23 protein-coding genes are annotated in these 26,939 nt (G+C 72.5%); 18 read left to right on the forward strand and 5 right to left on the reverse strand.

All coding sequences use genetic code 11. The annotated features are described in order from the left end of the window. Nucleotides 1-6 precede the first annotated feature (6 nt). Both WMF34_RS31045 and WMF34_RS31050 read left to right on the forward strand, forming a co-directional pair. Nucleotides 7-2,508 carry a M1 family aminopeptidase gene (locus WMF34_RS31045; protein WP_012238658.1) on the forward strand — a complete coding sequence of 834 codons (2,502 nt, stop codon included), beginning with the start codon at nucleotides 7-9 and terminating at the stop codon, nucleotides 2,506-2,508. A gap of 100 nt (nucleotides 2,509-2,608) precedes the next feature. Then, nucleotides 2,609-3,223, forward strand: a complete 615-nt coding sequence (locus WMF34_RS31050) for a hypothetical protein (RefSeq protein WP_012238659.1) — start codon at nucleotides 2,609-2,611, stop codon at nucleotides 3,221-3,223. A gap of 136 nt (nucleotides 3,224-3,359) precedes the next feature. Here the strand turns inward: WMF34_RS31050 and WMF34_RS31055 are convergent, their stop codons facing one another. Then, nucleotides 3,360-4,022 (reverse strand): hypothetical protein, encoded by a 663-nt coding sequence (locus tag WMF34_RS31055; protein WP_231864335.1) that lies wholly within the window; start codon nucleotides 4,020-4,022, stop codon nucleotides 3,360-3,362. A gap of 126 nt (nucleotides 4,023-4,148) precedes the next feature. Between WMF34_RS31055 and WMF34_RS31060 the strand changes: the two genes are divergently transcribed. The 3 genes from WMF34_RS31060 to WMF34_RS31070 all read left to right on the forward strand — a co-directional run bounded on the left by WMF34_RS31060 (nucleotide 4,149) and on the right by WMF34_RS31070 (nucleotide 7,454). Beyond that, a complete protein-coding gene (locus WMF34_RS31060; RefSeq protein ID WP_437990062.1) occupies nucleotides 4,149-5,309 on the forward strand; it encodes a hypothetical protein in 1,161 nt (386 codons plus the stop codon). Between the two features lie 136 nt (nucleotides 5,310-5,445). Then, nucleotides 5,446-6,588 (forward strand): hypothetical protein, encoded by a 1,143-nt coding sequence (locus WMF34_RS31065; RefSeq protein ID WP_437990063.1) that lies wholly within the window; start codon nucleotides 5,446-5,448, stop codon nucleotides 6,586-6,588. Between the two features lie 377 nt (nucleotides 6,589-6,965). Next, nucleotides 6,966-7,454, forward strand: coding sequence for a hypothetical protein (locus tag WMF34_RS31070; protein WP_012238663.1), 489 nt, complete (start codon nucleotides 6,966-6,968; stop codon nucleotides 7,452-7,454). A gap of 172 nt (nucleotides 7,455-7,626) precedes the next feature. On the opposite strand, the gene gndA is transcribed toward WMF34_RS31070, so the two are convergent. After that, complete coding sequence (gene gndA / locus WMF34_RS31075) at nucleotides 7,627-9,159, reverse strand: NADP-dependent phosphogluconate dehydrogenase (RefSeq protein WP_012238664.1); 1,533 nt, start codon at nucleotides 9,157-9,159, stop codon at nucleotides 7,627-7,629. Between the two features lie 218 nt (nucleotides 9,160-9,377). On the opposite strand from gndA, the gene WMF34_RS31080 reads away from it, so the two are divergent. From WMF34_RS31080 to WMF34_RS31095, 4 genes are all read left to right on the forward strand, one after another. Then, nucleotides 9,378-11,441 carry a hypothetical protein gene (locus WMF34_RS31080; protein ID WP_437990064.1) on the forward strand — a complete coding sequence of 688 codons (2,064 nt, stop codon included), beginning with the start codon at nucleotides 9,378-9,380 and terminating at the stop codon, nucleotides 11,439-11,441. A gap of 381 nt (nucleotides 11,442-11,822) precedes the next feature. Further along, complete coding sequence (locus tag WMF34_RS31085) at nucleotides 11,823-13,361, forward strand: serine/threonine protein kinase (RefSeq protein ID WP_437990065.1); 1,539 nt, start codon at nucleotides 11,823-11,825, stop codon at nucleotides 13,359-13,361. Nucleotides 13,362-13,418: 57 nt separating this feature from the next. Next, nucleotides 13,419-14,540 (forward strand): hypothetical protein, encoded by a 1,122-nt coding sequence (locus WMF34_RS31090; protein ID WP_437990066.1) that lies wholly within the window; start codon nucleotides 13,419-13,421, stop codon nucleotides 14,538-14,540. A 55-nt stretch (nucleotides 14,541-14,595) separates the two neighbouring features. Beyond that, the gene (locus WMF34_RS31095) at nucleotides 14,596-15,315 is read left to right on the forward strand and encodes a hypothetical protein (RefSeq protein WP_012238668.1); all 720 of its coding nucleotides are present in this window, start codon (nucleotides 14,596-14,598) and stop codon (nucleotides 15,313-15,315) included. Between the two features lie 3 nt (nucleotides 15,316-15,318). Here the strand turns inward: WMF34_RS31095 and WMF34_RS31100 are convergent, their stop codons facing one another. Next, the gene (locus WMF34_RS31100; RefSeq protein ID WP_437990067.1) at nucleotides 15,319-15,675 is read right to left on the reverse strand and encodes a Spx/MgsR family RNA polymerase-binding regulatory protein; all 357 of its coding nucleotides are present in this window, start codon (nucleotides 15,673-15,675) and stop codon (nucleotides 15,319-15,321) included. A gap of 291 nt (nucleotides 15,676-15,966) precedes the next feature. On the opposite strand from WMF34_RS31100, the gene abc-f reads away from it, so the two are divergent. The 3 genes from abc-f to WMF34_RS31115 all read left to right on the forward strand — a co-directional run bounded on the left by abc-f (nucleotide 15,967) and on the right by WMF34_RS31115 (nucleotide 20,627). After that, on the forward strand, nucleotides 15,967-17,589 hold the full coding sequence (gene abc-f / locus WMF34_RS31105; protein ID WP_012238670.1) for a ribosomal protection-like ABC-F family protein: 1,623 nt from the start codon (nucleotides 15,967-15,969) through the stop codon (nucleotides 17,587-17,589). A gap of 124 nt (nucleotides 17,590-17,713) precedes the next feature. After that, nucleotides 17,714-20,278 (forward strand): ATP-binding protein, encoded by a 2,565-nt coding sequence (locus tag WMF34_RS31110; protein WP_437990068.1) that lies wholly within the window; start codon nucleotides 17,714-17,716, stop codon nucleotides 20,276-20,278. Between the two features lie 91 nt (nucleotides 20,279-20,369). Continuing rightward, nucleotides 20,370-20,627, forward strand: coding sequence for a hypothetical protein (locus tag WMF34_RS31115; protein ID WP_437990069.1), 258 nt, complete (start codon nucleotides 20,370-20,372; stop codon nucleotides 20,625-20,627). Between the two features lie 122 nt (nucleotides 20,628-20,749). On the opposite strand, the gene WMF34_RS31120 is transcribed toward WMF34_RS31115, so the two are convergent. Together WMF34_RS31120 and WMF34_RS31125 are read right to left on the reverse strand one after the other, a co-directional pair. Further along, a complete protein-coding gene (locus WMF34_RS31120) occupies nucleotides 20,750-21,115 on the reverse strand; it encodes a hypothetical protein (protein WP_437990070.1) in 366 nt (121 codons plus the stop codon). A 158-nt stretch (nucleotides 21,116-21,273) separates the two neighbouring features. After that, nucleotides 21,274-21,909 (reverse strand): hypothetical protein, encoded by a 636-nt coding sequence (locus tag WMF34_RS31125; protein WP_437990071.1) that lies wholly within the window; start codon nucleotides 21,907-21,909, stop codon nucleotides 21,274-21,276. A 312-nt stretch (nucleotides 21,910-22,221) separates the two neighbouring features. Between WMF34_RS31125 and WMF34_RS31130 the strand changes: the two genes are divergently transcribed. The 6 genes from WMF34_RS31130 (at nucleotide 22,222) to WMF34_RS31155 (ending at nucleotide 26,896) form a co-directional block, all read left to right on the forward strand. After that, nucleotides 22,222-23,061, forward strand: coding sequence for a hypothetical protein (locus WMF34_RS31130; RefSeq protein ID WP_012238679.1), 840 nt, complete (start codon nucleotides 22,222-22,224; stop codon nucleotides 23,059-23,061). A 205-nt stretch (nucleotides 23,062-23,266) separates the two neighbouring features. Continuing rightward, nucleotides 23,267-23,686, forward strand: a complete 420-nt coding sequence (locus tag WMF34_RS31135) for a hypothetical protein (protein WP_437990072.1) — start codon at nucleotides 23,267-23,269, stop codon at nucleotides 23,684-23,686. 31 nt (nucleotides 23,687-23,717) lie between these two features. Further along, nucleotides 23,718-24,599, forward strand: a complete 882-nt coding sequence (locus WMF34_RS31140) for a DUF692 domain-containing protein (RefSeq protein WP_437990073.1) — start codon at nucleotides 23,718-23,720, stop codon at nucleotides 24,597-24,599. After that, a complete protein-coding gene (locus WMF34_RS31145; protein WP_437990074.1) occupies nucleotides 24,596-25,546 on the forward strand; it encodes an HvfC/BufC N-terminal domain-containing protein in 951 nt (316 codons plus the stop codon). The genes WMF34_RS31140 and WMF34_RS31145 overlap by 4 nt, the downstream gene beginning before the upstream one ends. Nucleotides 25,547-25,584: 38 nt before the next feature. Continuing rightward, nucleotides 25,585-26,226 (forward strand): RNA polymerase sigma factor, encoded by a 642-nt coding sequence (locus tag WMF34_RS31150; protein WP_231864338.1) that lies wholly within the window; start codon nucleotides 25,585-25,587, stop codon nucleotides 26,224-26,226. A gap of 7 nt (nucleotides 26,227-26,233) precedes the next feature. Then, nucleotides 26,234-26,896: an NrsF family protein gene (locus tag WMF34_RS31155; protein ID WP_437990075.1), complete on the forward strand. Its 663-nt coding sequence runs from the start codon at nucleotides 26,234-26,236 to the stop codon at nucleotides 26,894-26,896. The last annotated feature ends 43 nt before the right edge of the window (nucleotides 26,897-26,939 follow it).

Below are 26,939 nucleotides of genomic sequence, written 5' to 3' on the forward strand. Positions count from 1 at the left end.
ACCGCGATGCACTGCACACTCCAGAAACACCGCCCCGGAGCGCTCCGTGTGGCTTGCCTGCTGCTCGGGTCGCTCGCCGCCGCGTGCTCGGACGAGGGCCCGGCGCCGCTCGAGGGGAGCGCGTTCGACGTCGAGCGTTACGACCTCCGGGGCGAGTTCGACTGGGAGCGGAGCCGCCTCGTGGCGACGCTGGGCCTCACGCTGTCGCTCACCGGAGACGGCCCGAGGACGGTGGTCCTCGACAGCGCCGTCGCCGAGGTGAAGGAGGTCCGGCGGAAGGGCGGCGGGGCGCTCCCGCACGCGCTCGATCCGCAGCGCCAGGCGCTCGCGATCGACCTCTCGAGCGAGCCCGAGGCGATGAGCGGCGCGCCGATCGCGCTCGAGATCGACTACGAGGCCCGCTCCGGCGACGCCCTCCGCGCGGTGCCGGCGCGCATGGGCGATCCGGTCGCCGTGCGCGCCGTCTACACGGTATCGGAGCCGCTCGGCGCGTCGCGGTGGATGCCGTGCCACAACGCGCCCTCGGACCGGGCCATCTTCTCGATCGCCATGCGCGTCGACGGCGGCGAGGCGCTGATCGCCAACGGCGATCTCGTCGGCGACGAGGATCTCGGGGCGTCGGGCCACCTCGTCCGGTACGAGACCGCCTACACGCTGCCGCCCTACCTCATGGCGTTCGCGATCGGCGACTTCGAGGTCGAGCGCGGGACGAAGGGCGATCTCCCCATCGCGGTGTGGCATCGCCGCGGGTTGCCGGGCGATCACGGCAGGATGGTGGACGAGCTCGCGCGCGCCATCGGCCGCTTCGAGGAGCTGCTCGGGCCGTACCCCTTCGAGAAGTACGCGCTCGTGCTCCTGCCGGATTTCTCCGTGGGCGGGATCGAGCACGCGAGCATCAGCTTCCAGCGCGAGGAGCGGAGCACGCAGCCCGCGCTCGCCTCGGATCTCCTGCTCACGACGCACGAGCTCTCGCACCAGTGGTTCGGCGACCTCGTGACGGTGGAGACCTGGGACGATCTCTGGATCAAGGAGGGCATGGCGACGTTGCTCGAGCAGGAGGGCGTCCGCGTCTACACGGACGAGAGCGGCGCGGGGACGCTGAACGGCGACGAGCTCGGCCCCCGGGACGGCGACGCCGTCCGCGATCCGTCGCTCGCGCCGGGCGAGAAGTACACGAGCGGCCCCTACGGCCGCGCCGCCTGGCTGCTCACCCAGATCCGCAGCCTGGCCGGCGAGGAGGCGTTCTGGTCGGCGCTCCGCGGGGTGCTCGAGGAGCGCCGGTTCGGGACCATCGGCACGGACGCGTTCCTCGGCGCCTTCGCGCCGGCGCTCGGCCCGGAGGCGGCCGCGCGCGCGCGGCGAGCGGTCGTGGCCAAGGCGCTCCCGTGGCTCACGGTCGACCCCGCGCCCTCCGGCGGGGCGTTCGTGACGGTGCACGACCCGGAGGGCGCGCTCGTCGCGCCCCTGGAGCTCGCGTGGGTGGCCGGCGACGGCCCGACCCGCGTGCAGACGCTCACGCCCGGCGAGCGCGTCGAGGTCGCGCCCGCGCGCCCGGGCGAGCTCCTCGTCGTCGATCCGCAGGACCGCCACCCCGAGTGGGCCTTCCTGACCACCGACCGTGATCTCGAGGCCTACGCCGCGACGCTCGCCCCGCGCCGCGTCCCCGCGGGCCCCGAGGGCGTCTCGCGCTTCCTCGACGTGGGCGGCGCGCACCAGCTCGCCGCGCTCCAGGACGGCCTGCCCCAGGGGCTCGCGCCCGAGGAGTTCGAGGCGTTCGTCGAGGGCCTCGACGGCGAGGCGGCCCGGGCGGTATCGCTCGCCGCGGCGTGCGACGTCGCGTGCGCGCCGGGCCTCGACGCCGACGTCCGCGGCGCGTGGTCGAGCGTGCTCACCGGCCTCTTCGCTGGAGCGCCTTACAGCTACGGCCTCGACTACGTCGGAAGCTACGCGTCGTGCAGCGCCGTCGTGTCCCCCGAAGCGCTGTTCGCCGAGGACTGGTCCGCGCTCGAGACCGGGCTCGCCTCGGGCGGCGTCTCCGACGTGCGGCTCCAGTACCTGTCCAAGTTCAAGCTGCCGCCCGAGGCGGCGCTCCGCACGTGGGGCAGGGTCGCGCAGATGGCGAGCTCGGTGCGCGCGCGCGTGCTCGCGATCCGGCACCTCGCGACGTACGTGGACGGGCTCGACCCGGCTGCCCTCTCGGCCTTTCGCGCCGTCTTCACCGGCGTGCTCGGCGCGACCGATGTCTCCGACGTCCTCGCCGCGGATCTCCGCGCCGTGGTGGCCTCCGCCGCGCCCACGGCGGCCGGCAACCAGGGAGCGCTGGACGGCCTCGCCCGGGTGCTCCGCTCGCCCGCGGCCCGCTCGGCTCACCCCGCCTCCGTCTGCGCGGCGTTCGCGTTGACGAGGGGTGACGAGCAGGCTTTCCGCCGCTTCGCCGCGGGGATCGAGGGCGCCGACGTGACGGACACCACCGCCGATCTGCTGCGCTCTCCCGTCCATTGTCTCTGACGCGCGCTCGCCACGACATCACATCTCCCCCCGCCGGCCTCGCTCCATCGCGAGGCCGGCCCTCTGCGCGGCAACCGAACGCTGCTATGCTCCGCTGCCCATGTCGGAGCTCGTCCAACTTCTTCGCCAGAACGCCCCGATTGCTCGCATCGCCGAGCACCTCGATGGCCTGACGCACGAGGAGCGCCGCAGCGCCCTGTCGACAACGACGCGCGCGGATCAGCGGGCGCTCTATGCCGCCGCGAGCCACGCCCCCCCGCTCACGCTCGACTTCTTCGTCCCGGACGGCACTCCGCGCCGCGTGGCGGTTCGTCACGAGGGCAGGAACAGCCTTCCTCTCCCGTCCACATTCCGCTTCTTCGAGAAGCGTTTTGCCTTGCCCGAGGACGGCAGCGCGCGGCTCTTCGGTTACAACGAGGGTTCCACGCGTCCCTGGATTGGCCCGGGCTTCTTCGTCGCGGTCCCGACGGCCGGCAATCCTGCGTGGCAGGAGCGTGGCGCCATCGTGATCGACTACTTCCAGGTCCCTGACGGCCCCGTACCTGACGGCTGGCCCCGGGTCGTCCCCAACAGCAAAGGACTCCAGTTCTTCGTCTACAACGGAACCCGTGATTTCATGCGTCGGGTCTCGAAGGACGTGTCCATCGGCGCGGCGTTCAAGGGCGAGCGTTCGCTCGACCATTACTTCACGCTCTGCCGCTCGCCGCCCGCGTAGCCGTCACCAACGTTTACCTTTACTGATCGTGGTCGTCAACGATAGGTCGTGAACGACCACGACCACGTAAACGACCACGTTCACGTTCGGATGTTAGGAGAACGCGGCGCGAAGCTGGGTGAACGGCGATGCCCCCCTAGTTTGGCTGGGGCCCCCCGCCCAGCCGCGCCAGCATCCCCTTTCGCAGGAGCCCCACCTTGTTCCGCATCGCGGTCACCTGTTGCCGCATGCCGTCCGCCTGCTCCGCGAGGTCGACGATCCCCGCGGCCGTCGCCGCCTGGGCGAGGGCGCGCGCCTCGTCGGCGAGGCGCCCCATTCGCCCTTCCACCTCGTCCATCGCCGCCACCACCTCGTGGATCTGCTCCGGCGTCGTCGCCTCCCGCTGGCGCGCCGCGGTCTCCTGCACCAGCTGGTTGATGCTCCGCCCCTCCTCCCCGAGCGCCGCGAAGCGCTGGAACAGCTCCCCGAGCTGCTCCGCCCGCCGCTTGATCTCCTCGCCGCGCGCCGCGAGCGCCGTGGCGGTCGCCTCATGGCGATCCCGCGCCGCCGCGATCGCCGCGATGAGCGACCCGAGCGCCATGCTCACGCGCTGCTGCGCCTCGGCCGCATCGGTGGTCGACTTCGCCGCGCGCTCGATCCCCTTGCGTGTGTCGAGGGAAAGCCGCCGCGCCGACTCCGCGAGCTCCTCGAAGCGGACGAGCTCGCGCTCGAGCGCATGCGCCGCTTCCGCGAGCTCGCCCCCGCCCTTGCCGTGATCGTCCTTCCCGCCCCCACGGCCGTTCTTCTCGCGCTTGTTCACGTCACACTCCCTGCGCTGCCTGTCCACCTCCTGGGAGGCCCCGCCGTTTCGCCTGCAAGCGATGTTCGGACCGGTGTACTGTATCAAAACGGCGGCTCGTACGTCGGACGCACCTCGGAGGAACGGATGCGAAGCGCGTGGCTCGTCCTCGTCGGAGTTCATGCCCTGCTGGGCTGCGGGGCCGCGCCGCGGAGAGAGCCGGCCGCCGACGTCGACGCCACACACGCCGGGGTCGCCGCCCCCAGCGCCGTCCCGGAGAGCTCGACCCGCGAGGCGCGCGCCGCCCTGCGCTCGCCCGAGGAGAAGGAGCGCGCCGCCCTGCGCCCGCCCAGGAGCACGCGCGCCCGCGACACCGCGCCCGAGGCCCCCAAGCCGCGCGCCCCGATCCCGCTGTCCGACAAGGCGAGCACGCCTGTCCGCTCCGCCGGGAACAACCGCCCGCCCGCCCGCCCGCCCGTGAAGGAGCGCGCCCCGATCGCCCTCCCCGGGAAAGGCAGCGCCGCGCGCTCGATCGAGGCCGACTGCAAGGCGCTCGGCCCGGAGGTCCAGAAAGCCTCGAGGATGATCGAGGTGCTCCGGCAATCCGACCTGAACACGCCGCCCGACGTGCTCGGGAGGATCGCGGATCGGCTCGACCTCTGGGCCCGCGCGGCCGCGGTCCAGGCCTCCGATCCGGAGCTCGCCCAGGGCGCCAAGGACATCCGGGAGAGCTTCGCCCGGACCGGCGCCGCGGCCCGCAAGCTCCAGGCGTCGCTCGGCGCTCACGACCGCAAGAAGGCCGGTGTCGCCCGCGCCGGCCTGGAGAGGGAGCTCGACCAGGACGCCAAGGCCGTGAGGGGCATTGCCGCCCGTTGCAAGAGCAACCCCTATGACCCGATCAAGGGCAAAGCCCACATCCCGCCTCACGTCGTGCGGAGCGTCGTCCAGGAGCGCTTCGGCGAGATGCGCGCTTGCTTTGAAAAGGGCCTTCGCCTGAACCCCAAGCTCCAGGGGCGCCTGCCCGTGCACCTCGTCGTCGATGGCGAAGGGAAGGTCACCTACGCGGGTGACGCCGACCGCCCGCCCGAGGACGCGCCGCTCCTCATTGCGCTGCCCTCGCCCGGCGCGACGCCGCCGTCGTCGCCCGCTCCCCCGCTCCGCGACGCCAAGGTCGTCGGCTGCGTGCTCGACGTCTTCCGCGGCCTCCGATTCCCCTCCGCCGCAGACCGCAAGAGCGTTGCCACGGTGGTCTATCCCGTCGTCTTCGGTGTGGACGACAACCGCTCTCCAGCGACCTCCTCCAGGTGACGCACAGCGCAATCGCGGCAGCGAGGGGCTGGCCCCTTGCCGTCCGGGCGAGGCCGACGCCAAGCACGCTCAGCCTCACTTGCGCCACTTGCAAAGTTATTTCCTTCTCAGGGGCCTGAGGGTAAGCATTCCGCCGATGAAGCTCTCGCTCACCGAGCTCCAGGACATCCGCCGCACGCTCGCGGCGCGCATCGTCTTCGGCCTCTCCACGCCCGGCACCGAGATCGCCGCGCTCCCTGCCTATCTCGCGCCGCCGCCGGGTGGGATGATGGGCCGCGCCGTGGTGGTCGACGCCGGCGGCACGAACCTGCGCGCCGCCATCGTGGAGCTCTTGCCGGGAGGCCAGTCGCGCATCGTCGCCGGGCCCGTGCCTGCGAAGTTCCCGGGCGGGCCGGAGATCGCGGGCGACGCCTTCTTCGACGTGCAGGCGGAGCTGGTCGAGCGCCTGGGCGCCGTGCACGGCTTGCCGGTGGGGTACTGCTTCTCGTATCCGTCGGAGACGCTGCCGTCGCTCGACGCGCGGCTGCTCCGCTGGACCAAGGGCGTCCAGGTCGCCGGGGTCGAGGGCACCAGCGTGGGCGAGCGGCTCGGCCGGGCGCTCGGCGCGCGGAGGCTCCGGCCCGGTCCGGTCCGGGTGCTGAACGACACGGTGGCGAGCCTGCTCGGGGGTGCCTTCGCGCACGGCGGGGCGCAGCCCGCGGCGTTCATCGGGCTCATCGTGGGGACGGGGACCAACATGGCCACGTTCCTCCCCGCCGGCCGGATCCCGAAGCTCAAGACGGGTCACTTCGTCGCGCCGATGGCGGTCAACCTCGAGAACGGAAACTTCAACCCTCCGCACCTCCAGCCGTTCGACGCGGAGCTCGACGCGAGCTCCGAGAACCCCGGCGCGCAGCGGTTCGAGAAGGCGGTGTCCGGGGCCTACCTGCCCCGGCTCTTCGGGCGGCTGTGTCCGGACCATGCCCCGCTGACGAACTCCGCGGATCTCGTGCGGCTCCGCGACGAGGGCACGGACGAGGCGCGGCGGGTGGCTGGCGACCTGCTCCAGCGCTCGGCCGACCTCGTGGCGGCGGGGCTCGCGGCCGTCACCGACGTGCTCGACAGCCCTCCTGGGGTCGGCATCCTCGCGGAGGGCAGCCTCTTCTGGGGCGATCCCCGCTATGCGCCGCGGGTGCAGGAGACGCTGCGCGCCCTCGTCGGCTCCCAGGTCGAGCCCCGGATCGCCCGGCTCGAGCACGTCAACCTCATCGGGTCGGCCTGCGCCGCGCTGTTCGCCTGAGCGGCCGCGCGCTGCCTCCCCTCGCCGCTCGCTGCGCCGCGCCGGGGGCGCCGGGCCTTTCGGCACGCAAGCTGCGCGGCCAGGGGGGAGCACAGGGGATGCCCGGGGATCTTCGTCATGGCCTGCCTTCGCGGGACCGGTCGAGTGCGGCCAGGGCCGCGTCCGCCTGGCTGTGCGGCGTCCCCGTGGGGGGTCCGAGGCGGCAGGATCACACATTTCTGGCCGAATCCGTTTTTTGCGACCACCATGACGCAGCGTTGACCCCATGGGAGGAGCTCGTCCGGTGATGTGTGAAACAACAGCGCGCTTCGGCTCGACCGGACCGGTCGGGCGGGTGGGGCGCTTCCGGTCGTCGCGGGCGGGCCCCGGTGGCCGGAATGGCTATTGTCTTTAGAGAGATGCTCCCGTCGAACCGCAGACTCGCGTTCCGCAGGCAGCCTCACCTGCTCGACGACACCGGGAGCGTCGGCGTGTGGATCACGCAGCCGGCGGGCATGGTCGTCCAGCTCTTGCGGGAGACGGTGGCGACCGGTGAGATCGCGCGGTTCATCTCGGTCGACGCGTACCAGAAGCTCGTGGGCGTCATGCGCCCGGGGGAGCGGGCGTTCTTCATCTACGACATGGCGCTCATGGTGCGGTACGAGAGCGAGGCGCGCGTGATCCTGACCCAGTGGGGTCTCAACGTGCGCGACAAGATCGAGCACATCGTCGTCCGCCCGCCCCCGGAGATGAACAAGCTCGGGCGCATGGGGATCCAGACGATCGCGGCGGCGATGAGCCTGGCGGGGGTGCAGCTCGACATCGTGGACGACATCGAGCCGTTCCTGCGCGAGCAGAACCTGCGGCCGCGGATCAGCCTCACCTGAGAGGAGTCCTCGCGAGGCTCCCCGCCCGAGGAGACGCCAAGCCTCGCGCCGAGTTCTCCTACATCCGAACGTTTACGTGGACGTGGACGTCCACGTTCACGTTCACGTTGGTGGCCGATGGTGGGGGAGGAAGACGGGCTTCGTGCCCTGAGGACGGGAATCGCGCCGGGCGTCAGTGCCCGCCGCCGGTGCCCTTGATATCCAGCTGAGGACGGGAGGGGTGCGGCCAGTCGAGGTGGAAGAACTTGCCGCGCGGCTGATCCGTGCGCTCGTAGGTGTGCGCCCCGAAGTAGTCTCGCTGCGCCTGCAAGAGGTTCGCAGGCAGGTGGGCCGCACGGTACCCGTCGTAATACGACAGGGCCGACATGAACGCAGGCGCCCAGACGCCGTTCTGCGCCGCGATCGACACCACCTTGCGCCAGTTCGCCTGACCCTGCTTGATCTGATCGTTGAAGTACGGATCGAGCAGCAGGTTCGTCAGGCCAGGATTGCGCGTGTACGCCTCCGTGATCTTCTGGAGGAAGCGGGCGCGGATGATGCAGCCGCCGCGCCAGATGCTCGCGATCGTGCCGAAATCAAGCGTCCACTTGTACTCCGCCTGCGCCGCCGCCATGAGCTGGAAGCCCTGCGCGTAGGCGCAGATCTTCGAGCAGTACAGCGCGTCGCGGATCGCCGTGATCGTCCCCTGCCGGTCCGCGACCGGGGTCGGGGTCGGGCCAGAGAGGTGCTTCGAGGCCTCGACGCGCTCGTCCTTCAGCGCAGAGAGGCAACGGGCGAACACCGCCTCCGCAATGGCGTTCGCGGGGATGCCCATGTCGAGCGCGTTGCTGCTCGTCCACTTGCCCGTGCCCTTCTGCCCCGCCGTGTCGAGGACGAAATCGACGAACGGCTTGTCCTTCTGGACAGGGTCCTTCTGCTGCAGGATATCGGCGGTGATCTGGATGAGGTACGAGTCGAGATCTCCGCTGTTCCACTCGGAGAAGACCCGGGACATCTCGTCCTTCGACATCCCGAGCAGCCCGTCGAGGAGCGTGTACGCCTCGCAGATGAGCTGCATGTCGATGTACTCGATGCCGTTGTGGACCATCTTCACGTAATGGCCCGCGCCGTTCGGCCCGATGTACGCCGTGCAGGGGACCCCGCCCTCCACCGGCTTGCCGGGGGACGCGCCCTCGATCGGCTTGCCGGTCGCAGGATCGACCTTGGCGGCGATCGCGCGCCAGATCGGCTCCAGGTGCTGCCAGGACGCGGGATCGCCGCCGGGCATCAGCGAGGGGCCGAAGCGCGCCCCCACCTCGCCGCCGGAGACGCCCGAGCCGAAGAACTTGCACTGCTTCGCGTACTCCTGCTCCCGGCGGATCGTGTCGGTCCAGAGCGAGTTGCCCAGATCGACGACGATATCGTCCGGCTCGACGCCCGCCTCGATGAGCTGCTTGACCACCATGTCCACCGGCGGACCGGCCTTGACCAGGATCACCGCCTTGCGCGGCTTCTTCAGCGCGCGGACGAAGTCCTTCAGCGTCTCGCAGCAGACCAGGCCGCCGGGCGTGCTCGGGTTCCTCGCGACGAAGTCCTTCGCGACCTGCACCGTGCGGTTGTACACGGCCACCTTGAACCCGTGGTCGGCCATGTTGAGCGCGACGTTCTCGCCCATGACGGCCAGCCCGATCATGCCGATGTCGCAGCTGGATGTGGCATCATTCATCCTGGTTCTTCTCCTTCGCACGTGGCTCTTTCGCCGCCAGCGACCGCTGTGCTGCGCGGCCAGGACGACGGGTCAGCAAGCCGCGAGCCGCGAATCGCAGGCCGCAGGCCCGCGCGCCGTCGATCTCGCTGGGTCGGCTGGGAGCCACGGGCGCGCATTCTGAGCAGGCCGGCGGCGCGGCGTCCAGTGCGCTCGCACGCCATGGTAGGCTCTCGCCGATGCGACCGGGCCCGGCGCTCGCAGGCCTCCTGCTCCTCGCCTCCGCAGCAGCCTCGGCCTGCGGGCCAGCCACGTACAACGCCCGCGCCGCCCGCGCCTTCGCGAACGAGGACGCCCGCCGCCCCATCATCGACGATCGCGCCGCGGACCTGGAGCGAGCGGCCTGGCTTGCCGACGAGGTCCTCTCGAGCACCCCGTACTCCCCGGGGGACGCGTGGATCGCGGCGCTCCGCCTCGACGACGACGAGGGCGAGCGGCTCCGCGCGCGCCTCGAGGAGACGCCCCCCTACGACGGAGAGCACGAGGTCCCGCTCGCCAAGCTCTACCGCGCGAAGCTCGACGAGGCGCTCGCCCGCGCGCCTCTTCAACAACGCGCGCGCGGTGAGCGCGGCGCGCCGCCCGCGTTCGCGCGCCTCTTCGACGCGCTCGCTGCGCTCGCGGCGCCGTCGCGCGAGGCGAGCGCCGCGAGCCGCCTGCCGGCCGCGTGGCAGGCGCTCGCCGAGCACGCGCGGGCGCTCGCCGCAGAGGAGCGGAGCGTCGAGCGGCTCTCGGCCGGGAGGCCCCTCGGCGCCCCCGACACGCCCGAGATCGCCGCCGCCAAGGCGAGGGCCGGCGCGCGGCGGCGGGCGCTCGCCGGAGCGCACCGGGACGTCGCTCTCGCCGCCGCCGCGCTCCGCGCGGCCAGCGCGGAGCAGGAGCCCGCCCGGACGATCGCGCGCGACGCCCTCCAGGTGCTGTCGTTCGTCCTTCGAATGCACATCGAGGCGCTCGCCGTCGCGCCGTACGTCGTGAAGCAGGCCCGGCGGGTGGCGCGGGACGAGCCCGGCTACAGGGCCGCCGTGGAGCGCGCGGAGGCGATCTCCAGGGTGCTCGAGGAGCAGCGCGCGGCGCTCTCCATCTGCGCCGAGGCGCTCTCCGCGCCGGCGCAGACGCCGCTCGAGGACACGGCGGGCTTCGAGGCGCAGGAGGGCTTTCTCGAGCAGGGCCGGGCGATCAGCCTCGACGCCGTCCACCTGAAGCTGAAGGGCGACGTCGAGCTCCTGCTCTTCCACCAGCTCGCGAGCGCGGGCTCCTCGGGCGGCGTCAACGATTACCGGGGCAGGACGCGGCGGCTCGCCTACGACGTCGATCCGGTGTTCATGGTCGGCGGCCGGGCGCTGCTCACGTACGACTTCGACCACGCGCGCGACGCCGCGCGCCTCAACGCCGGCTTCAAGACCGACCGGCTGTTCTCGTCGGGCGGCGACATCCAGTACGACGGCTCGCTCGGCAGGCTCCTCGGGCTGAACGGCTTCGCGAGCGACGTCTTCGACATCGGCGCCGACCTCGCCGGCGTGAGCACGAGCCTCAAGATCGCGCGCTTCACCGCCGGGAACGTGACCGAGCTCGCCGTCGATCCGGCGACCGACCGCGACGCCGGCGCCGTCGCCAGCGCGCCCTTCCAGCTCTTGCTCCGCCAGATCGACGTCGGCTTCGACGTGACGAAGCTCTTCCCCGAGGCCGCGGACGACCTCTACCTCGAGGAGCTGCTCGCGGGCTTCAGGTACATCGACTACAAGCTCCCGCGCATCTTCTATGCGCTCCGCGAGCGGGACCCGGGCGAGGGCGACGTCTACGTCTTCGAGCGGCAAAGCCCTGCCCAGAGCGTGACGTCGCGGTTCTACCAGGGCGGCTTCAGCGTGCGGATGGGCAACGGCGAGTGGCCGCGGCTCGCGCCGTTCGGCGATCTCGGCCTCTACGGCGGCGCCGGCCCGGTGCGCTACGCCTTCTCCGCGGATCCCGCGGTCCCCGGCGCCCCGCGCGAGGTCGACGAGGCGACGATGATCGCGCTCTCCGGCAACGTGTCGGTAGGGCTCCGGCTCCGCTTGACTTCGTACCTCAGCCGGCTCCGCCTGCTCACCGAGGTGTCCTACAACGTGGAGGCGATCGGCCAGGGTATCATATCGAGTATCCGCGCGACCAGACGCGGAGACGAGACGATCTACACGATCGGTCGCAAGCTCGATATCGGCGGGTTCGACGTGTTCCACGGGCCCCGGCTGCTCGCGGTGCTCGTGCTCTGACGGGACAGGCGGCGCCCCGCGCTCCGCCCGTGCATCTGACGATGTCGATGTGTCTGTCGTGAAAAACGATCAGAACGGACGGGCGCCCCATCCGCCACATCACCGCTGCAGAGCCCCGTAAGCCACGAAATCACGGGATCTTCTCGCGACGACGAGCGAGCACGAGCAAGCACGAGCGACGACGAGCGACGACGGTCGGCGCTCCGCGCGAGCGGCGCCAATCAGCGCAGGGCACTTACCTGGTGCGCAGACCTAACGAACGCGCCCTACATCGGGACTTCGATGTGGGGAGTCTTACGGCCACAAGTTTGTAAGGTCTGCAAGTTAACGAGTGCGGTCGTCCGACCAGGTGGTGTAACCTCGTTCGACGCGGGTGAGACTATGTCGCTGAACTTCAACGAGGGGATGCTGTTCGCTGGTAGGTACCGCGTCGTGCGCAGCATCGCGACGGGTGCGATGGGGGCGGTCTACGAGGTCGTCCACGTCGAGACGGATCGTCGGCGGGCGCTCAAGGTCATGCACCCGCACCTCGCCGAGAACCCCGAGTTCCACGCGCGGTTCAAGCTCGAGGCGCGCATCGCCGCGCGCATAGCGACCGAGCACATCGTCGAGGTGTTCGACGCCGGGATCGACCTGGACACCGGCATGCCGTTCCTCGTGATGGAGCTGCTCCGCGGCGAGGAGCTCAGCAAGCGCATCCGCCGCGGCGGGCGCCTGCCGCCGGAGAACGCCATCGCCTACCTGCGCCAGACCGCGCACGCCCTCGACAAAACGCACGCGGCCGGCGTGGTCCACCGCGATCTGAAGCCCGCGAACCTCTTCCTCGCGGCGAGCGACGACGACGACGAGATCCGGATCAAGGTGCTTGACTTCGGCATCGCAAAGCTGGTCGCCGAGACGGCGGTCGAAGGGGCGAACACCGCCGCCCTCGGGACGCCGCTTTACATGGCGCCCGAGCAGTTCAGCGGCGAGACGATCACGCGGGCGGTCGACCTCTTCGCGCTCGGCATGATCGCGTACACGACCCTCGTCGGCAAGGCCTACTGGCTGAACGACATGCGCGAGTACAGCAACTCGCTGGCGTTCGCGGTGATCGCGATGCACGGCCCGCAGGAGCCCCCTTCCGTGCGCGCGGAGAAGGAGGGGGTGAAGCTGCCCCCGGGCTTCGACGCGTGGTTCGCGAAAGCGACGGCGCGCGATCCCGGGGCGCGCTTCCCGACCGCTTCGTCCACGGTGGAGGCGCTCGCCGAGGTCTTCGACATCGCCCCCATGACGGTCAGGTCCTCGCGCCTGGCCACGCTGGAGACCCCGATCCCGCGGTTCAGCCATGCCAGCCAGGGGCCCGCGTCGTCGATGCCGGTGGCCGCCCAGTCGTCCAGCACGGGCGTGGAGACCCGGGTCGGCACCGGCACCGGCGCCGGCACCACCGCGGGGCCGCGGAGCCGATCCGCGCTCGCCGTCGCGGCCATCGCCCTGGTCGGCGGCAGCGCCATCGCCCTCGCCGCGTTCAGCAGGGTCGGGTCCCCGGCCCCCGGCCCCACCGAGCACGGGCAGGCGGCGCAGGCGGCGCAGGCAGCGGCCGTCGCGCCGCCGGCGACCGTCGCGCCGCCGGCGACCGTCGCGCCGCCCTCCACGCCGCCCGAGGCCGCCCCGGGCGCCGCCCGCCCCGAGGCGGCCGGCACGCCCAGCTCGACCGACCTCGCGGCGCCAGCGACCTCCGCCTCCGCGCCACCCGCGGACGGCGGCCTGGCCATCGATCCCGAAGTGCTCGCGAACGCCAAGGCCTCACCGGCGCCGCGCACCCCGGCGGCGCCGCGCACCCCGGCGCCGCCGCCAGGCGCCTGGCGCAAGATCGCGCCGACCGCCTCCCCCGCAGCGACCACCGCGAAGCCTCGGGAGTCGCTCTACGGGGCAGACTGAGCGCGGCCCCACAACGCGCTGATTTTTTGCCTAGGGCGGTCCCAAAGGAGGTATCTCATGTTATCTCCGATGCGAACCTTCTGGCCCGGGTCCGTCTTGAGCGGACTCCTGTGCATTGCTGTCACCGCGCCGGCGAACGCGCAGCCTGACGCCGTGGCCGTGGCCGAGTCGCTCTTCAACCGCGGCCTCGCGGACATGCTGGCGGGGAAGTTCCAGACCGGCTGCCCTGCCCTCACCGAGAGCTACCGGCTCGATCCTCGCGCAGGGCGGCTGTTCACGCTCGCCGAGTGCGAGGCCAAGTGGGGGCGCACCGCGACCGCTGTCGCGCGCTACAACGACTTCCTTTCGCTCTACTCCCGCCTGTCCGAGTCCGAGCAGATCAAGCAGTACGATCGCTACAAGCTCGTGCTCGAGCAGCGCGACGCGCTCGTGCCGCTCGTGCCACAGCTCACGCTGTCGCTGCCGGCCGACGCGCCCGCCGGGACGCTGGTCCAGCGCGACGGCATCACGCTGGAGGGGCCTTCGCTCGGGATCGCGCTCCCCGTCAACCCGGGCGAGCACGTCGTGACGACGAAGGCGCCGGGCGGGCCCACGCACGAGGTGCGGTTCACGATCGAGAAGTCGGAGGAGAAGACGATCGAGCTCGAGGTGAAGCTCCCCGAGGCGCCGCCGCCCGCGACGCCGGCGGATCAGCCGCCCCCCCATCAGTCCTCCTTGCCGCCGTCGCAGCGCGACGAGGGCGCGTCGCGGGCGCCGGCGCCGAGCGGGACCAGCGGCCGGCGCGTGCTGACGTACGTGACGGGCGGGCTCGCCTTGGGCGGGCTGATCGCCGGGGGCGTGACGGGAGCGATGGCGCTCAGCGAGAGCCGCCACGCGGAGGAGGACTGCGACGACGTCGGCTCCGGCAGGGCGGTATGCAAGACCGCCGAAGGGAAGGCCGCTGGAACGCGCGCGAAGGACCTGGGGCTGGTGAGCACGATCGGCTTCGGCGCCGGGGCGGCGCTGGCCGGCACGGCGCTCGTGCTCTTCCTGACGGAGCCCTCCTCGTCCGGTTCGCAGGCCAGCGCAACCACCGGCGCGCAGGCCGGCGCCGCGCCCTACCACCCAGCAGGCGCGGTGAGCTGGTCGCTGCTCGCGGGACCGACCGGGGGCGGCGTCGTGGTGCGCAGCCAGTGGTGAACCAGCCCGGGGCCGGCGCGCCCTGGCGGGTGAGGCGGTGAGGAAAGGGCAACTCATGATCACGAAGACCACGATGGCCATGTTCGGGGTCGCAGCCTCCGGTCTGCTCGCAGGCTGCACGGAGACGCTCGACTCGCAGCAGATCAAGACCGGGGGGATCTCGGCGACCCTGGAGGCGATCGCCGAGAGCGCGTCGTCGACGACCCTGCGGGCCACCCTCAAGGCCGGCGGCGACGAGAGCAACACGTACGTCATCCTGAGCGCGGGAGATCGGATCTCGGCGACCGTGGACGGCGAGGCGGTCGCGATGTCCGCCGAGAGCGATGGGGTCTACGAGGCCGCCGTCGACGTCGGCGCAGGAGGCACCGAGATCAGGGTGCTGCTGGACCGCGACGACGAGGACGACGACGACGCGACGAACAACGTGGGGACGCTCCCCGAGCCGTTCGACCTCGAGGCGTTGCCCAGAGAGCCAGTCCCGCGCGGCGAGGACCTCACGATCGCCTGGTCGCCGAGCACCTCCGGGGACGACATGGTGATCGACGTGAAGGGCCGCTGCATCTTCTCCAAGACGTTCGATGTCGGGGGCGACCCGGGGACGTACACCATCGAAGCGGGCGAGCTGGAGGCGACCAGCTCGCAGGAAACCGAGAGCTGCGACGTGGACGTCGTGATCCGCCGCTCGCGCAACGGCACGACGGACAACAACCTGGACCCGGAGAGCTCGTTCGAGCTGAGCCAGGTCCGGGGAGGCCGCTTCACCTCGGCCCCCTGAGGCTCAGCCGAACAGCGCGGCGTAGTCGTCCTCGCGGAAGCCCACGAGCACGCGGTTTCCCTTCACCAGCACAGGCCGCTTCACGAGCTTCCCGTCCTCGGTGAGCCACCGCGTGACGTCGTCGTCGCTCGCGGCGTCCACCCGCGCCTTGCCGAGCGCGCGGTAGCTCTGCCCGCTCGTGTTGAGCCACCGGCGCACCGAGAGCCCGCTCGCTGGGACCCACCGGGCGAGCTCTGCGGCCGTCGGCGGCTCATCGACGATGGGGCGCACGTCGACGTCGACGCCGCGCTCGCCGAGCCACTTCAGCGCCCGCTTGCAGGTGCTGCAGCCGGCATAAGAGAGGATCTGGACCTTGCTCATGCCGGGCCTTCTGCCCCCTCGCCCGCCCGACATCAAGCCCGGATGAGCGTGAAAAAGGAGATGGAAAGCGCGCGCATAGCAGGAGAGAAAAAAGAGGGCTCCTGTGCAATGCGCCCGGAATGCGCCTGGAATGCGCCCGGAGACGAGCAATTCACCGATTGACCGCCGGCGGTTGCGGTTCATGGCGCGCGCGCCGGCGCCGACGGCGGCGGACGAAATGCCGCATCGCGCGACGGGCCGTCTGGTATAGGGGGGCGCGGAAAGGAGCCGCCCCCAGCGGCAGCGCGCCTCGTGATCCGTCTCGATTCCATCAGCAAGCAGCACGGCAAGCAGATCCTCTTCCTCGAGGCCTCCGCGGCCGTGAACCGCGGCGAGAAGGTCGGCCTGGTGGGGCCCAACGGCTCGGGCAAGACGACCATCTTCCGGATGATCACCAAGGAGGAGGCGCCCGACGGCGGCCAGGTCGCCATCGATCGCGGCGTCACCGTCGGCTACTTCAGCCAGGACGTCGGCGAGATGAAGGGCAGGAGCGCCGTCGCCGAGACCATGGACGGCGCCGGCCCGGTCTCCGACGTCGCCGCGGAGCTCCGCGAGCTCGAGGCCGCGCTCGCCGACCCCGAGCGGATGGATGAAATGGAGAGCTTGATCGAGCGCTTCGGGCAGGCCCAGGCCCGCTACGAAGAGCTCGGCGGCTACGCGCTCGACGCCAAGGCGCGCGAGATCCTCGCCGGGCTCGGCTTCAGCCAGGCCATGATGGACGGCGACGTGGGCGCCCTCTCGGGCGGGTGGAAGATGCGCGTCGCGCTCGCCCGCATCCTCCTCATGAGGCCCGACGCGCTCCTCCTCGACGAGCCGACCAACCACCTCGACATCGAGTCGATCATCTGGCTCGAAGGGTACCTGAAGCAGTATGCAGGGGCGCTCGTCATGACCTCGCACGACCGAGAGTTCATGAACCGCATCGTCACCAAGATCATCGAGATCGACGGCGGCGAGCTCACCAGCTACTCCGGCAACTACGAGTTCTACGAGCAGCAACGCGCCATCAACGAGCAGCAGGCCGAGGCGCAGTACGAGCGCCAGCAGGCGATGCTCGCGAAGGAGATGCGCTTCATCGAGCGCTTCAAGGCCCAGGCCGCCAAGGCGGCGCAGGTCCAGTCGCGCGTGAAGAAGCTGGAGAAGATCGACAAGGTCGAGCCGCCGAAGCGCAGGAGGACGATCCGCTTCGAGTTCAAGCCCGCGCCGCGCTCGGGCGACGACGTGGCGCGGCTCAGCGGGGTGAAGAAGTCGTACGGAGGGCGCTCCATCTACGACGGATTCGACCTCCTGATCCGCCGCCGCGAGCGCTGGTGTGTGATGGGCGTCAACGGCGCCGGCAAATCCACCCTCCTCAAGCTCGTCGCGGGGGCCTCCGCCCCGGACGCAGGCGGCGTGAACGTCGGCGCGAGCGTGAAGCTGGGGTATTTCGCGCAGCACGCGATGGAGCTCCTCGACCCGACCCGCTCCGTCTGGGAGTCCATCGTGGCGAGCTTCCCCCAGGCCTCGATCGGCTCGCTCCGCACGCTCGCCGGCGCGTTCGGCTTCTCCGGCGACGACATCGACAAGCCCTGTCGCATCCTGTCCGGCGGCGAGAAGGCGCGCCTCGTGCTCGCGATCATGCTCTATGATCCGCCGAACTTCCTCGTGCTCGACGAGCCGACGAACCACCTCGACATGGCGACCAAGGAGATGCTCGTCGAGGCGCTCTCCTCGTTCGAGGGCACCATGCTGTTCGTCTCGCACGATCGCCGCTTCCTCGCCGCGCTGTCCAACCGCGTCCTGGAGCTCTTGCCCGACGGGCCGCGCGTGTATGGCGGGGGATACCTGGAGTATGTCGCCCAGAGCGGACACGAGGCGCCAGGCATCCGGAGCTGACCCGCGCCGATGTAGCGCGCGGCGCGGGCAGCGAGCAAGCTCCGCCTGAGAGCGGCGCTCTCTCGTCGATTTCGTCGATTCGAGTCGATGCTAGGTGAACACGCGCTCAAGGATTCGCGCTATCGTGAGGTCCCCGATGGATCTGCTCGGTAGACCGAACCCAAAGCGGCTCTCCGACTTCATCCAGCGCCACCACGACGCGCTCCTGGATGCCTGGAAGTACCGAGTCCAGGCGCTCAACCCGGTGCGGCGGCTGCCGGCGCCGAGGCCGACCGATCACCTGCCCGACATCCTCACCTACATCGCCGAGGGCGCGCGCGGCGCGGGCACGGCGGCGGTCGACCGGAAGCACCGGGGGCTCCCTGGGCTCCACGCGTTGAGCCGGCTCGCCCACGGGTACGATCTCGCCGACGTCGTGATGGAATACGCGGCGCTCCGCGCCGTGATCCTGGAGCTCTGGGAGCGGGACGGCGGCGACGGGGGGCGAGAGCTCATCCAGCTGAACGGGACGATCGACGAGGCGATCGCCGACGCGGTGTCCCGTTACCAGGCGGCGCGCGTGCGCCTGCTCCAGGCGCTCGACGCCATCTCGACGGCCGCGCTCGGAAGCAGCGATCTGGACACCTTCCTGAAGGCGCTCCTCCGCGCCACCCGGGAGGCGGCGGCCGCCGTGGACGTGGCGCTCGTCCTGCTCGGGGACGGGGACGCCCTCGAGGTCCACGCGACCGCGGGCATCGACGACGGGCCCCTGCCCGGACCCCCGCTCGAGGCGGCGCGGGAGTTCGCCCGCGCGGTCCTCGCGCTGCGCGGGCCCACGTCGCTCGACGCCGCGGCCGGCGGCTTGCCCGTCACCGCGCGGGAAATCCGGGCGAGGGGGCTGCGCGCCGTCTACGGCGTGCCGCTGATCCACGAGGGACACTCCATCGGCGTCGCGATCCTCGGCTCCCGCAACGCCGAGGAGTTCTCCGAGGACGACGCGCTGATGCTGCGCACGATGACCAGCCGGGCGACCGGCATCATCGTGCAGGCGCAGCTCGTCGCGAAGGAGCGCGCGGCGCGGCGCCAGGCGGACGACGCCCGCGCCCTGCTCGCGACCGTGGTCGAGCAGATGCCGGCGGGGCTCGTCATCGCCGAGCCGCCGACGGGGCGCGTCCTCCTCTCGAACCCCCAGGCCGGCGCGATCTTCGGGCTGCCGCTCCTGGAGATCCAGAACATCGATGGATACGCCGTCTGCCGGGGCTCCGACCCTCGGTCGGGCAGGCCGTACGAGGCCCGGGATTGGCCTCTCGCGCGGACGATCACGACCGGGGAGGTCGTGATCGACGAGGAGATCGACATCGTCCGCGACGACGGCGCGCGGGGGCGGATCCTCGTGCGCTCGGCGCCGGTCCGGGATCCGGTCGGGCGCGTGATGGCGGCCGTCGTGACCTTCTTCGATATCACGGAGCGGACGCGCGCCGAGCGGGGGGAGCGCTTCCTGGCCGCCGCGAGCGCCGCCCTCAGCGACACCCTCGACTTCCAGGGCACGCTCGACCGGGTGGGGCACCTGACGGTCCCCGAGCTGGCGGACTGGTGCGTCATCCAGACGCTCCCGGACCTCGAGCAGTCGCGCGGGCTCACGGTGATCCACGCGCGCCCGGAGGAGCTCCAGAGGGCGCGGGCGCTCTTCCGCGAGCTGGATCCCCCGCCGCCGCTGGTGGCGCTGCTGGAGCGGGCCCTCTGCAGCGAGCGCCCGGAGCTCATCGGGGATCCGTCGCACCCGCTGATCGCCTCGCTCGACGAGAACGGCGTCTTCCGCCGGTTCGTCCGGGCGCTCGGGATCACGTCGGCCCTCGTGGTCCCGCTCGTCGCGCGGGGCCGCACCTTCGGCTGCATCACGCTGGCGACGGCGGGATCCGGCCGGGTCTACGACGAGGCGGACCTCGCGGTGGCGCACGACCTGGCGCAGCGGGCGGCGCTCGCGGCGGACAACGCCCGCCTGTACGAGGCGGCGCAGCGCGCGATCGAGCTCCGGGACAACGTGCTCGCCACGGTGTCCCACGACCTCAGGAATCCCCTGAGCGCGATCCTCACGGCGGCCGCCGTGATGACGAAGCGCGCGGTGACGCGGGGAGAGAAGGGCGACACGAAGGCGATCCAGGCGATCCAGCGCTCGGCGCACCGGATGGATCGGCTGATCCACGACCTGCTCGACTTCGCGAGCCTGCGCGCCGGCCGGCTGGCGCTGCGCCGGCAGCCGCAGGATCCGCGGGAGATCGGCAGGGAGGCGGTGGAGACGTTCGAGTCGCAGGCCCAGGAGAAGGGGATCCTGCTGGGGGTCGTGGCGGCCGACGACGTCCCGCTCGTCACGTGTGATCGCGATCGGGTGCTCCAGGTGCTCACCAACCTCCTGAGCAACGCGCTCCAGGTGACGGGCGCCCAGGGGGCGATCACGCTGCGGTGCGAGCGCGGAGAGGAGCACGTCGTGTTCTCGGTGGCCGACACGGGGCCGGGGATCCCGGAGAACGAGCTGCCCCACCTCTTCGAGCGGTTCTGGCGCGGCGAGCGGAACGGCTACAAGGGCACCGGGCTCGGGCTGGCCATCGCCCGGGAGCTCGTGGCGGCGCACGGGGGGACGATCGACGTGGAGAGCCGCGTGGGGGTGGGGACGACGTTCAGGTTCACGATCCCCGTCATCGACGAAGGGTGAGCCGGGGCGGCGGGCAGACGGGACAGCCGCCGCAGGGGAGGAGTGGACGATCGAGCGCGCCGGTCCCAGGAGCCCTCGGGAAGGAGGAAGCATGGGAGTCGAGAAGACGCACGATCCGCCGGGCGACCCGCGCCTCGCAAACGAGGTCAGCGAGGAGAAGCGGCCTCCGCCGCAGGCGGATGTCCCGGGCGTCCGCGGGCCGATCACGCCCTCTGGCGAGCTCGAGGACACGCCGCCCGACGAGGTCGATAGCTGGGGCAGCGAAGGCGGCGCCGGCTCGTACGCGGGGGGGCCGATCATCTCGAATACGAAGCTCTCCGCGCCGAGGCCGCCCCGCGCGTCGGGGTAGCGGGGAAGCAGGGTTGATCCGCCCGGCCCGCGGGCGCGACACCAGGGCGACCGGTGAGCGCCGCGGACAGCGAGAAGAAGTCGAGTCGACCACGGCGTTTTTCAGACGACGACCGCGCCACCTCAAGGCAGCTGCGCGGACCTGGGCGCGCACCGCTGCATGTAGGCCGGCTCGGGGCAGCCGTCGTGCGTCAGGATCTCGCCGTCCAGGCACTTCACGAGCGCCGCCCGGATATCGAGGCACCTCCCCCGCCCCGCGTCCACACATCGATGCTCCGTGGTGGTCCCGTTGGCGCAGCCGTCGAGCTGGCCCTCGGGGCACTCGAGGAGCGGCCCAGTCGAACAGTCGTTCTCCCGCCGCTCGCCCGCCGCCATCGACGTCCCCTGGGTCGCCGGCTGCTTGCTGGAGCAAGCGGCGATCGAGACGAGCGCGAGCCCCGTGAAGAAGAGGCTCAGGCCCCGGCGGGGCGAGTGGCTGCGCGTGTTCATACCGTCGTTCTCCGTGGATGAAGCCCGGCCGCGGAGCCCCGATGGCGGGTCGCCGCCCGAGCGGCCGGCAGCCTACTCCACTCCACGGGACGAAGGGGCCCCGCGCATGCCCGCCTCGTCCCGCAGGTGCAGCCCAGGTCAAGACCCGATGGCCCTGGTCAAAACGCGCCGCCGCCGTGCGCGAGCAGCGACCAGCTGTCGCCGCCCGTCCGGTTCGTCACGCCGCCGATGGTCAGGTCGTCGAAGAACGCAGGGCGGAAGTTGAACCGAGCGCCCAGCTTGACGTTGCGCGTGACGAGCCGCTCCACGCCCGCGGTGAGCGGCACCGACATCGCGAACGCGTCGCCGCCGCGGCCCGCCCAGCCCACGTAGCCCACGCCCGCGACAACGAACGGCTGCACGATCGCCTCGTCGGCGCGCAGGATGTTGTAACGCAGGCCCGCGTCGAGCGCGGTCATCACCAGCGATTTCCCCGCGATCGTTCGCTGGTTCACCGAGCCGGTGTAGTTGCCCTCGACGGCCACGCGCGGCGACATGGTCCCGGTCACCCGCACGTTCCAGCTCGGCCCGACGCCCGCGGCGCCGCCCACGTAGCCCAGCACGCCAAAGCCGCCCTCGACCGCGACGGTGGGCTCCGGGATGCGCCGGATGAGCGGTTGATCCGCCGGAGGGAGGTTGCCTGTCGGCCGGGCGTGCTGATCCCGGCCCGCCGCGCCCTGCGCCTCCGCCGCGCCGGCGAGCGCCATCATTCCGGCGGCGGTCATGGCGGCCGCCGCGAGTCGTCGCGTGCTCATTGCAGTTGTCTCCGGTTGGCTCGTTCCGTCTTCGACGACCGCCTCGTGCACACCGCAGGCCACACGCGGCTGTGCAGCGCAGGTCCGGCGGGCTGCGCCCTGCGCCGCACCGGCGGCGGCCACCGAAACCATGGCGCCGCTCGCTCGTATCTCGGACATGGGACTCATGGAACCGAGGCGCCGAGCGGGCGGCCAAGCGAGGGCGATGACTCCGATCTCCCTTCCCGGGCGCCGGCCATCCTGTTCAAGTGGAGACCGCCGCGCGCCGCCGTGCGCGGGCGCGCAACGACCCGAGAGATCCAGGAGGCGAGCGTGACGACGATCCGGACAGGGACCTTGCTCCTCCTCGCGCTCGCGGCCGCCGGCCTGGGCGCGGCCGCGTGCCAGGGGGAGCAGCCGAGCCTCGCGCCCGCCGCGACCGAGCTCAAGGCGCCGGAGCCGAAGGCGCCCGCCGCGGCGGCCTTCGCGATCGACCGCGCGGGCAGCAAGGTCGAGCTCGTGATGGATGCGCCGCAGGAGAAGATCCGCGGGCGGATCGCGGGCGCCGCCGCGGGGACGCTCCAGGTCGACCCCGCCGACGTCACGAGGACGACGGGCCTCATCACGGTCGACCTCTCCACGATCGAGCTCTTCCAGACCGCCGTGGGCGACGACGGCAAGCCCGGCGAGGAGAAGAAGAGCGACCTGCAGAACCAGCACGCGCGCACCTGGCTCGAGATCTCGAAGGACACGCCCGACGACGTCCGCGCGAAGAACGAGAAGGCCCAGTTCGCGATCCGGTCGATCTCGACCTCCGGCGAGAAGGACCTCTCGAAGCTGTCCGGCGCGGAGCGGACGGTGACCGTCACGGCGTCGGGCGACCTGCTGCTGCACCAGCGGCAGTCCCCGAGGACCGTGGAGCTCATCGCCACGTTCAGGTACGAGGGCGAGAGGCCCGCGAGCGTCACCGTGAAGACGGCGAAGCCGTTCCCGGTGGGGCTCGCCGAGCACGACGTCCGCCCGCGCGAGGCGTTCGGCAAGCTCGCCCAGAAGACGCTCGAGGTGCTCTCGCCCAAGGTCGCCAAGGAGGCGATGGTGACGCTCGAGCTGACAGCGACCGCCGGCGCGGCCCCCGCGGCGCCGGCGGCGGCAGCGGACGGCGGCGCGCGGTGAGCGCGGCGCGCCGCCCGCAAGTGGGCCGTTGCGGCGACGCAGCGGCTCTGAGATGACACGGCGGTCCGGAAGCCGCCGGAAGCCGGATGACGCCTCGCCCGCCGGAGGGCGCAGGCCCGACGTGACGACAACGGTGGGCGCAGGCCCGTCGAGACGACAACGGAGGGCGCAGGCCCGACGTGACGAGAACCAGAGGAGCTACACGATGCTGTCGAAGAAGAGCATTTACGAGACCCTCGCCGCGCTGAGCGCCGGCGCCATGGTGATGAGCGGCTGCGCCGGCGCGCAGGCGCCGGTCAACGCGAGCGAGGTCCCCGCGGAGCAGGCCGCCCCGGCCGAGCCCGCGCCGGCGCCCGCGCCGACCGAGGCCGCCTCCGGCGACGCCGCCGCGGGCGCGAACGTCCCCGCCGCCCCGGCCGAGCCCGCGCCGCCGAGCGACGCGCAGTCCGCCGCGACCTCGCCGCAGGTCGCCCCCACGGCCACCCCGGCGGCCACGGCCGCGCCGCCCGCGCCGCCCACCGCGGCCCCGGCCACCGCGGCCCCGGCCAAGCCCGCCGCCAAGAAGACGGGCGCCGCCGCGAAGAAGCCCGGCCACGCGGGCTGCGGCCAGGGCACCTGCGGCTGATCGCGGCCTCCCGCGCCCTCCCCGTACCCCCATGACCGGCAGCGCGCTCACCGGCGTCGGCCTCGGGCTCCGATGGGAGTTCCTCGACGAGGTGCTCGCGGCGCTCGACGCGCCCGATCACGGCGCGCGCGACGCGGCGCTGCCCGTCCCCTTCTTCGAGCTCTCCCCCGAGAACTACATGCGGCGCGGCGGCTACTTCCCCGCCGCCATCGAGCGCGTCCGGGAGCACCGCCCGATCCTGACGCACGGGCTCACCCTGTCCGTCGGCGGGCTCGATCCGCTCGACGCCGGCTACCTGCGCGCGCTCGGGGGGTTCCTGGAGCGGCTCGATCCCCCCTTCCACAGCGACCACCTCTGCTTCTCCGGGGTCGACGGCGCGTTCCTCCACGACCTCCTGCCGCTCCCGCACACGTCCGCGGCCGCCGCCCACGCCGCGGCCCGCATCCGCGAGGCGGAGCAGCGGCTCGAGCGCCCGATGGCGATCGAGAACATCACCTACTACCTGGTCCCGGGCCGCACCTCGCTCGACGAGGCCGACTTCCTCGTCGAGGTGCTCGAGCGCGCCGGCTGCCGGCTCCTGCTCGACGTGAACAACGTCTACGTCAACGCCCGGAACCACGGCTTCGACCCGGTCGCGTTCCTGGAGAAGATCCCTCCCGAGCGCGTGGCCGCGATGCACGTCGCGGGGCACGAATGGCGCGACGACGCGGAGGTCCTCGTCGACACGCACGGCGCGCCGGCCATCGCCCCGGTGCTCGACCTGCTCGCCCGCGCGGTCGCGCGGACCGGGCCGGTGCCGGTCGTGCTCGAGCGGGACAACGACGTGCCGCCGCTCGGCGCGCTGCTCGCCGAGCTCGCCGAGGTCGACGCGGCGTACCGGCGCGGGCTCGCCGCGCGGGAGGCGCGGGCGTGAGCGGGGCGCGCGGGGTGCGGGAGGCGGGCGAGGCGGGCGCGACCTGCGAGGCGGGCGAGGCGTCGAACACGCCGCCGCCGGAGCTCGCGGCGCTGGAGCGGGCGCTCCAGCGGAGCGTGACCGCGCCGGACGGCGAGGCGATCGCGGCCGATCCCCGCGCGTGGCTCGCCCGCGCCGGGCTCGAGGGGCCGGACCTCGAGGCGATGGCGGCGCTCCCGCCGAAGCGGCTGCTGCTCTACCGGAGCCTCATCCGCCGCGGGCTGACGGGCGCGATCCGCGCCGGGATCCCGCGGACCGCGGCGCGGCTCGGCGCGCGGTTCGAGGCGGACGTGGCGCGCTTCATCGAGGCGGAGCCGCCCCGGTCGCGCTACCTCCGCGACGTCGCGTTCGAGTTCGTGGGCTTCGCGGCGCCGCGCTGGGCCGGGGATCCGGAGGTCCCCGCGTACCTCGCGGATCTCGCGCGCCACGAGCTGGCCGCCTTCGCGGCGGCGTGCGCCGAGCAGGACGAGGAGGCCGGCGCGGGCGGGGCGTCAGGGCCGCTCGGCGACGTGGCGCCGGGCGACGTGGCGCCGGGCGACGAGGCGCCGGGCGACGAGGCGCTCTCGCTCGACCGGGGGGCGCGCTTCCAGCGGGCCGCGGCGCTCGTGCGCTACGAGCACGCGGTCCACAGGCTGCTGGGCGACGCGTCGGCGCGCGACGTGCCGGCCCGCGAGCCCACCCGCCTGCTCGTGTACCGCGACGCCGCGCACGACGTGCGCTTCCTCGAGCTCACGCCGCTCGCGGCCGAGATCCTGGGCCGCCTCCTCGCGGGCGCCGCGCTCGGCGAGGCCGTGGTCGCGGGCTGCGCCGCGCTGGGACGCCCGGTCGACGGGCCGGTGCTGGAGAGCACCGCCGCCCTGCTGAGCGACCTCGCCGAGCGCGGGGCGCTCCTCGGGCCGTCGCGATGATCGCCGGCGCGCAGACGGTGTATGCCGTCAGGACCGCCATGGATGAGCTCGCCCTGAACGAAGCGATGGACCGGTACGCGTGCGGCGACGCGCGCGCGTTTCCGGAGCTGCACCGCGCGCTCGCGGCGCGCCTCCTCGCGTACCTCACCCGGATGAGCGGCTCGGAGACGCTCGCGGGCGACCTGACGCAGGAGACGTTCCTGCGGATGCACCGCGCCCGATCGAGCTTCGCCCGCGGCGGCGCCGTCGCGCCGTGGGCCTACGCCATCGCGCGCAACGTCTACCTGGATCACGCGCGCGCCCAGAAGCACCGCGGCACCGAGCGCCTCCCGAGCGATCCGGGCGCGGAGCCGCCGGACGCGCGCGGCGCGGACGCCGAGGCGGTCGCGATCGCCTCCGAGACGGCGCGGGCGGTGGAGCGGACGCTGGCGGGCCTGCCGGCGTCGCAGCGCGAGGCGTTCATCCTCATCCGGTACGAGGGGCTCAGCGTGCAGGACGCCGCGGCGGTCCTGGGGACGACCACGAGCGCGGTGAAGCTCCGCGCGTTCCGCGCCTACGAGGCGCTGCGGGCGGCGCTCGACGATCTCAAGCGGCGGCCCGAGGCGGAACCAGGAGGCGCGGAGGAGCGCCGCCGGGGCAAGGGCCAGGGGAGCGTCCGGGGAGGTGCCAATGTCGAATGAGCGCGACTTGCTGAGCGGGCTGAAGGACATCCCCGATCCCGCGGCCCACCTCGCCGCCCGCCCGCCGCCCGTCGTGGCCGAGGCGCCGGCCGAGCCGTCGCTGACGCGCCCGGCGCGCGAGCGCCGCTCCTGGAGCGCGCTCCTGGCCGGGCTCGGCTGGATCCTGCTCGTGAGCTGGTGGGAAGGCTTCCGCGACGACCTCCCCTCTCTCCGGGTCGCCGTCCCGCTCGCCGTCACGGCGGTGCTCTCCGGTCTCGGCCTGCTGCTCGCGCTGAGCCCGCGCGCCCGGGGCCTGCCGGCCGGTGTGAGGGCGATCCAAACGCTCGTCGTCGCGGTGCCGGCCGGGTTCCTGGCCGCGGCCGTCGCGACTTCGCCCGTGGCCGATCCGCCGGTGCCGCTGGATCAGCACCTCCGGTGCGTCGCCAGCGCCGTCGGCACGGCGGTCCTGCCGTTCGCTCTGGCGGCGCTCGTGCTGCGCCGCTCGTTTCTGTCGGCGCCGGCGTGGCGTGGCGCCGCGATCGGGGCCCTGTGCGGCCTCGGGGTGGTGGTCGGCATCGGGACGCACTGCGACATCGACGATCTCCTCCACATCGCGTTCGCCCACGGCCTCCCGATCGCGGCCGGCGCGCTCCTCGGCGCCGCCGCCGGGTCGCTGCGCGGACGAGCCTGAGGCGCCGCGCCGCGCCGCGTCGCGCATCCTCCCCGGCCTTCGC

This window comes from Sorangium sp. So ce145, from assembly GCF_051525985.1.
Lineage (GTDB): Bacteria > Myxococcota_A > Polyangia > Polyangiales > Polyangiaceae > Sorangium > Sorangium cellulosum_B.

Coding starts and splice junctions, on each gene's coding strand:
- WMF34_RS31045 (WP_012238658.1), top strand. CDS start 7: ATGCACTGCACACTCCAGAAACACCGCCCCGGAGCGCTCCGTGTGGCT.
- WMF34_RS31050 (WP_012238659.1), top strand. CDS start 2,609: ATGTCGGAGCTCGTCCAACTTCTTCGCCAGAACGCCCCGATTGCTCGC.
- WMF34_RS31060 (WP_437990062.1), top strand. CDS start 4,149: ATGCGAAGCGCGTGGCTCGTCCTCGTCGGAGTTCATGCCCTGCTGGGC.
- WMF34_RS31065 (WP_437990063.1), top strand. CDS start 5,446: ATGAAGCTCTCGCTCACCGAGCTCCAGGACATCCGCCGCACGCTCGCG.
- WMF34_RS31070 (WP_012238663.1), top strand. CDS start 6,966: ATGGCTATTGTCTTTAGAGAGATGCTCCCGTCGAACCGCAGACTCGCG.
- gndA (WP_012238664.1), bottom strand. CDS start 9,159: ATGAATGATGCCACATCCAGCTGCGACATCGGCATGATCGGGCTGGCC.
- WMF34_RS31080 (WP_437990064.1), top strand. CDS start 9,378: ATGCGACCGGGCCCGGCGCTCGCAGGCCTCCTGCTCCTCGCCTCCGCA.
- WMF34_RS31085 (WP_437990065.1), top strand. CDS start 11,823: ATGTCGCTGAACTTCAACGAGGGGATGCTGTTCGCTGGTAGGTACCGC.
- WMF34_RS31090 (WP_437990066.1), top strand. CDS start 13,419: ATGTTATCTCCGATGCGAACCTTCTGGCCCGGGTCCGTCTTGAGCGGA.
- WMF34_RS31095 (WP_012238668.1), top strand. CDS start 14,596: ATGATCACGAAGACCACGATGGCCATGTTCGGGGTCGCAGCCTCCGGT.
- WMF34_RS31100 (WP_437990067.1), bottom strand. CDS start 15,675: ATGAGCAAGGTCCAGATCCTCTCTTATGCCGGCTGCAGCACCTGCAAG.
- WMF34_RS31115 (WP_437990069.1), top strand. CDS start 20,370: ATGGGAGTCGAGAAGACGCACGATCCGCCGGGCGACCCGCGCCTCGCA.
- WMF34_RS31120 (WP_437990070.1), bottom strand. CDS start 21,115: ATGAACACGCGCAGCCACTCGCCCCGCCGGGGCCTGAGCCTCTTCTTC.
- WMF34_RS31125 (WP_437990071.1), bottom strand. CDS start 21,909: ATGAGCACGCGACGACTCGCGGCGGCCGCCATGACCGCCGCCGGAATG.
- WMF34_RS31135 (WP_437990072.1), top strand. CDS start 23,267: ATGCTGTCGAAGAAGAGCATTTACGAGACCCTCGCCGCGCTGAGCGCC.
- WMF34_RS31140 (WP_437990073.1), top strand. CDS start 23,718: ATGACCGGCAGCGCGCTCACCGGCGTCGGCCTCGGGCTCCGATGGGAG.
- WMF34_RS31150 (WP_231864338.1), top strand. CDS start 25,585: ATGGATGAGCTCGCCCTGAACGAAGCGATGGACCGGTACGCGTGCGGC.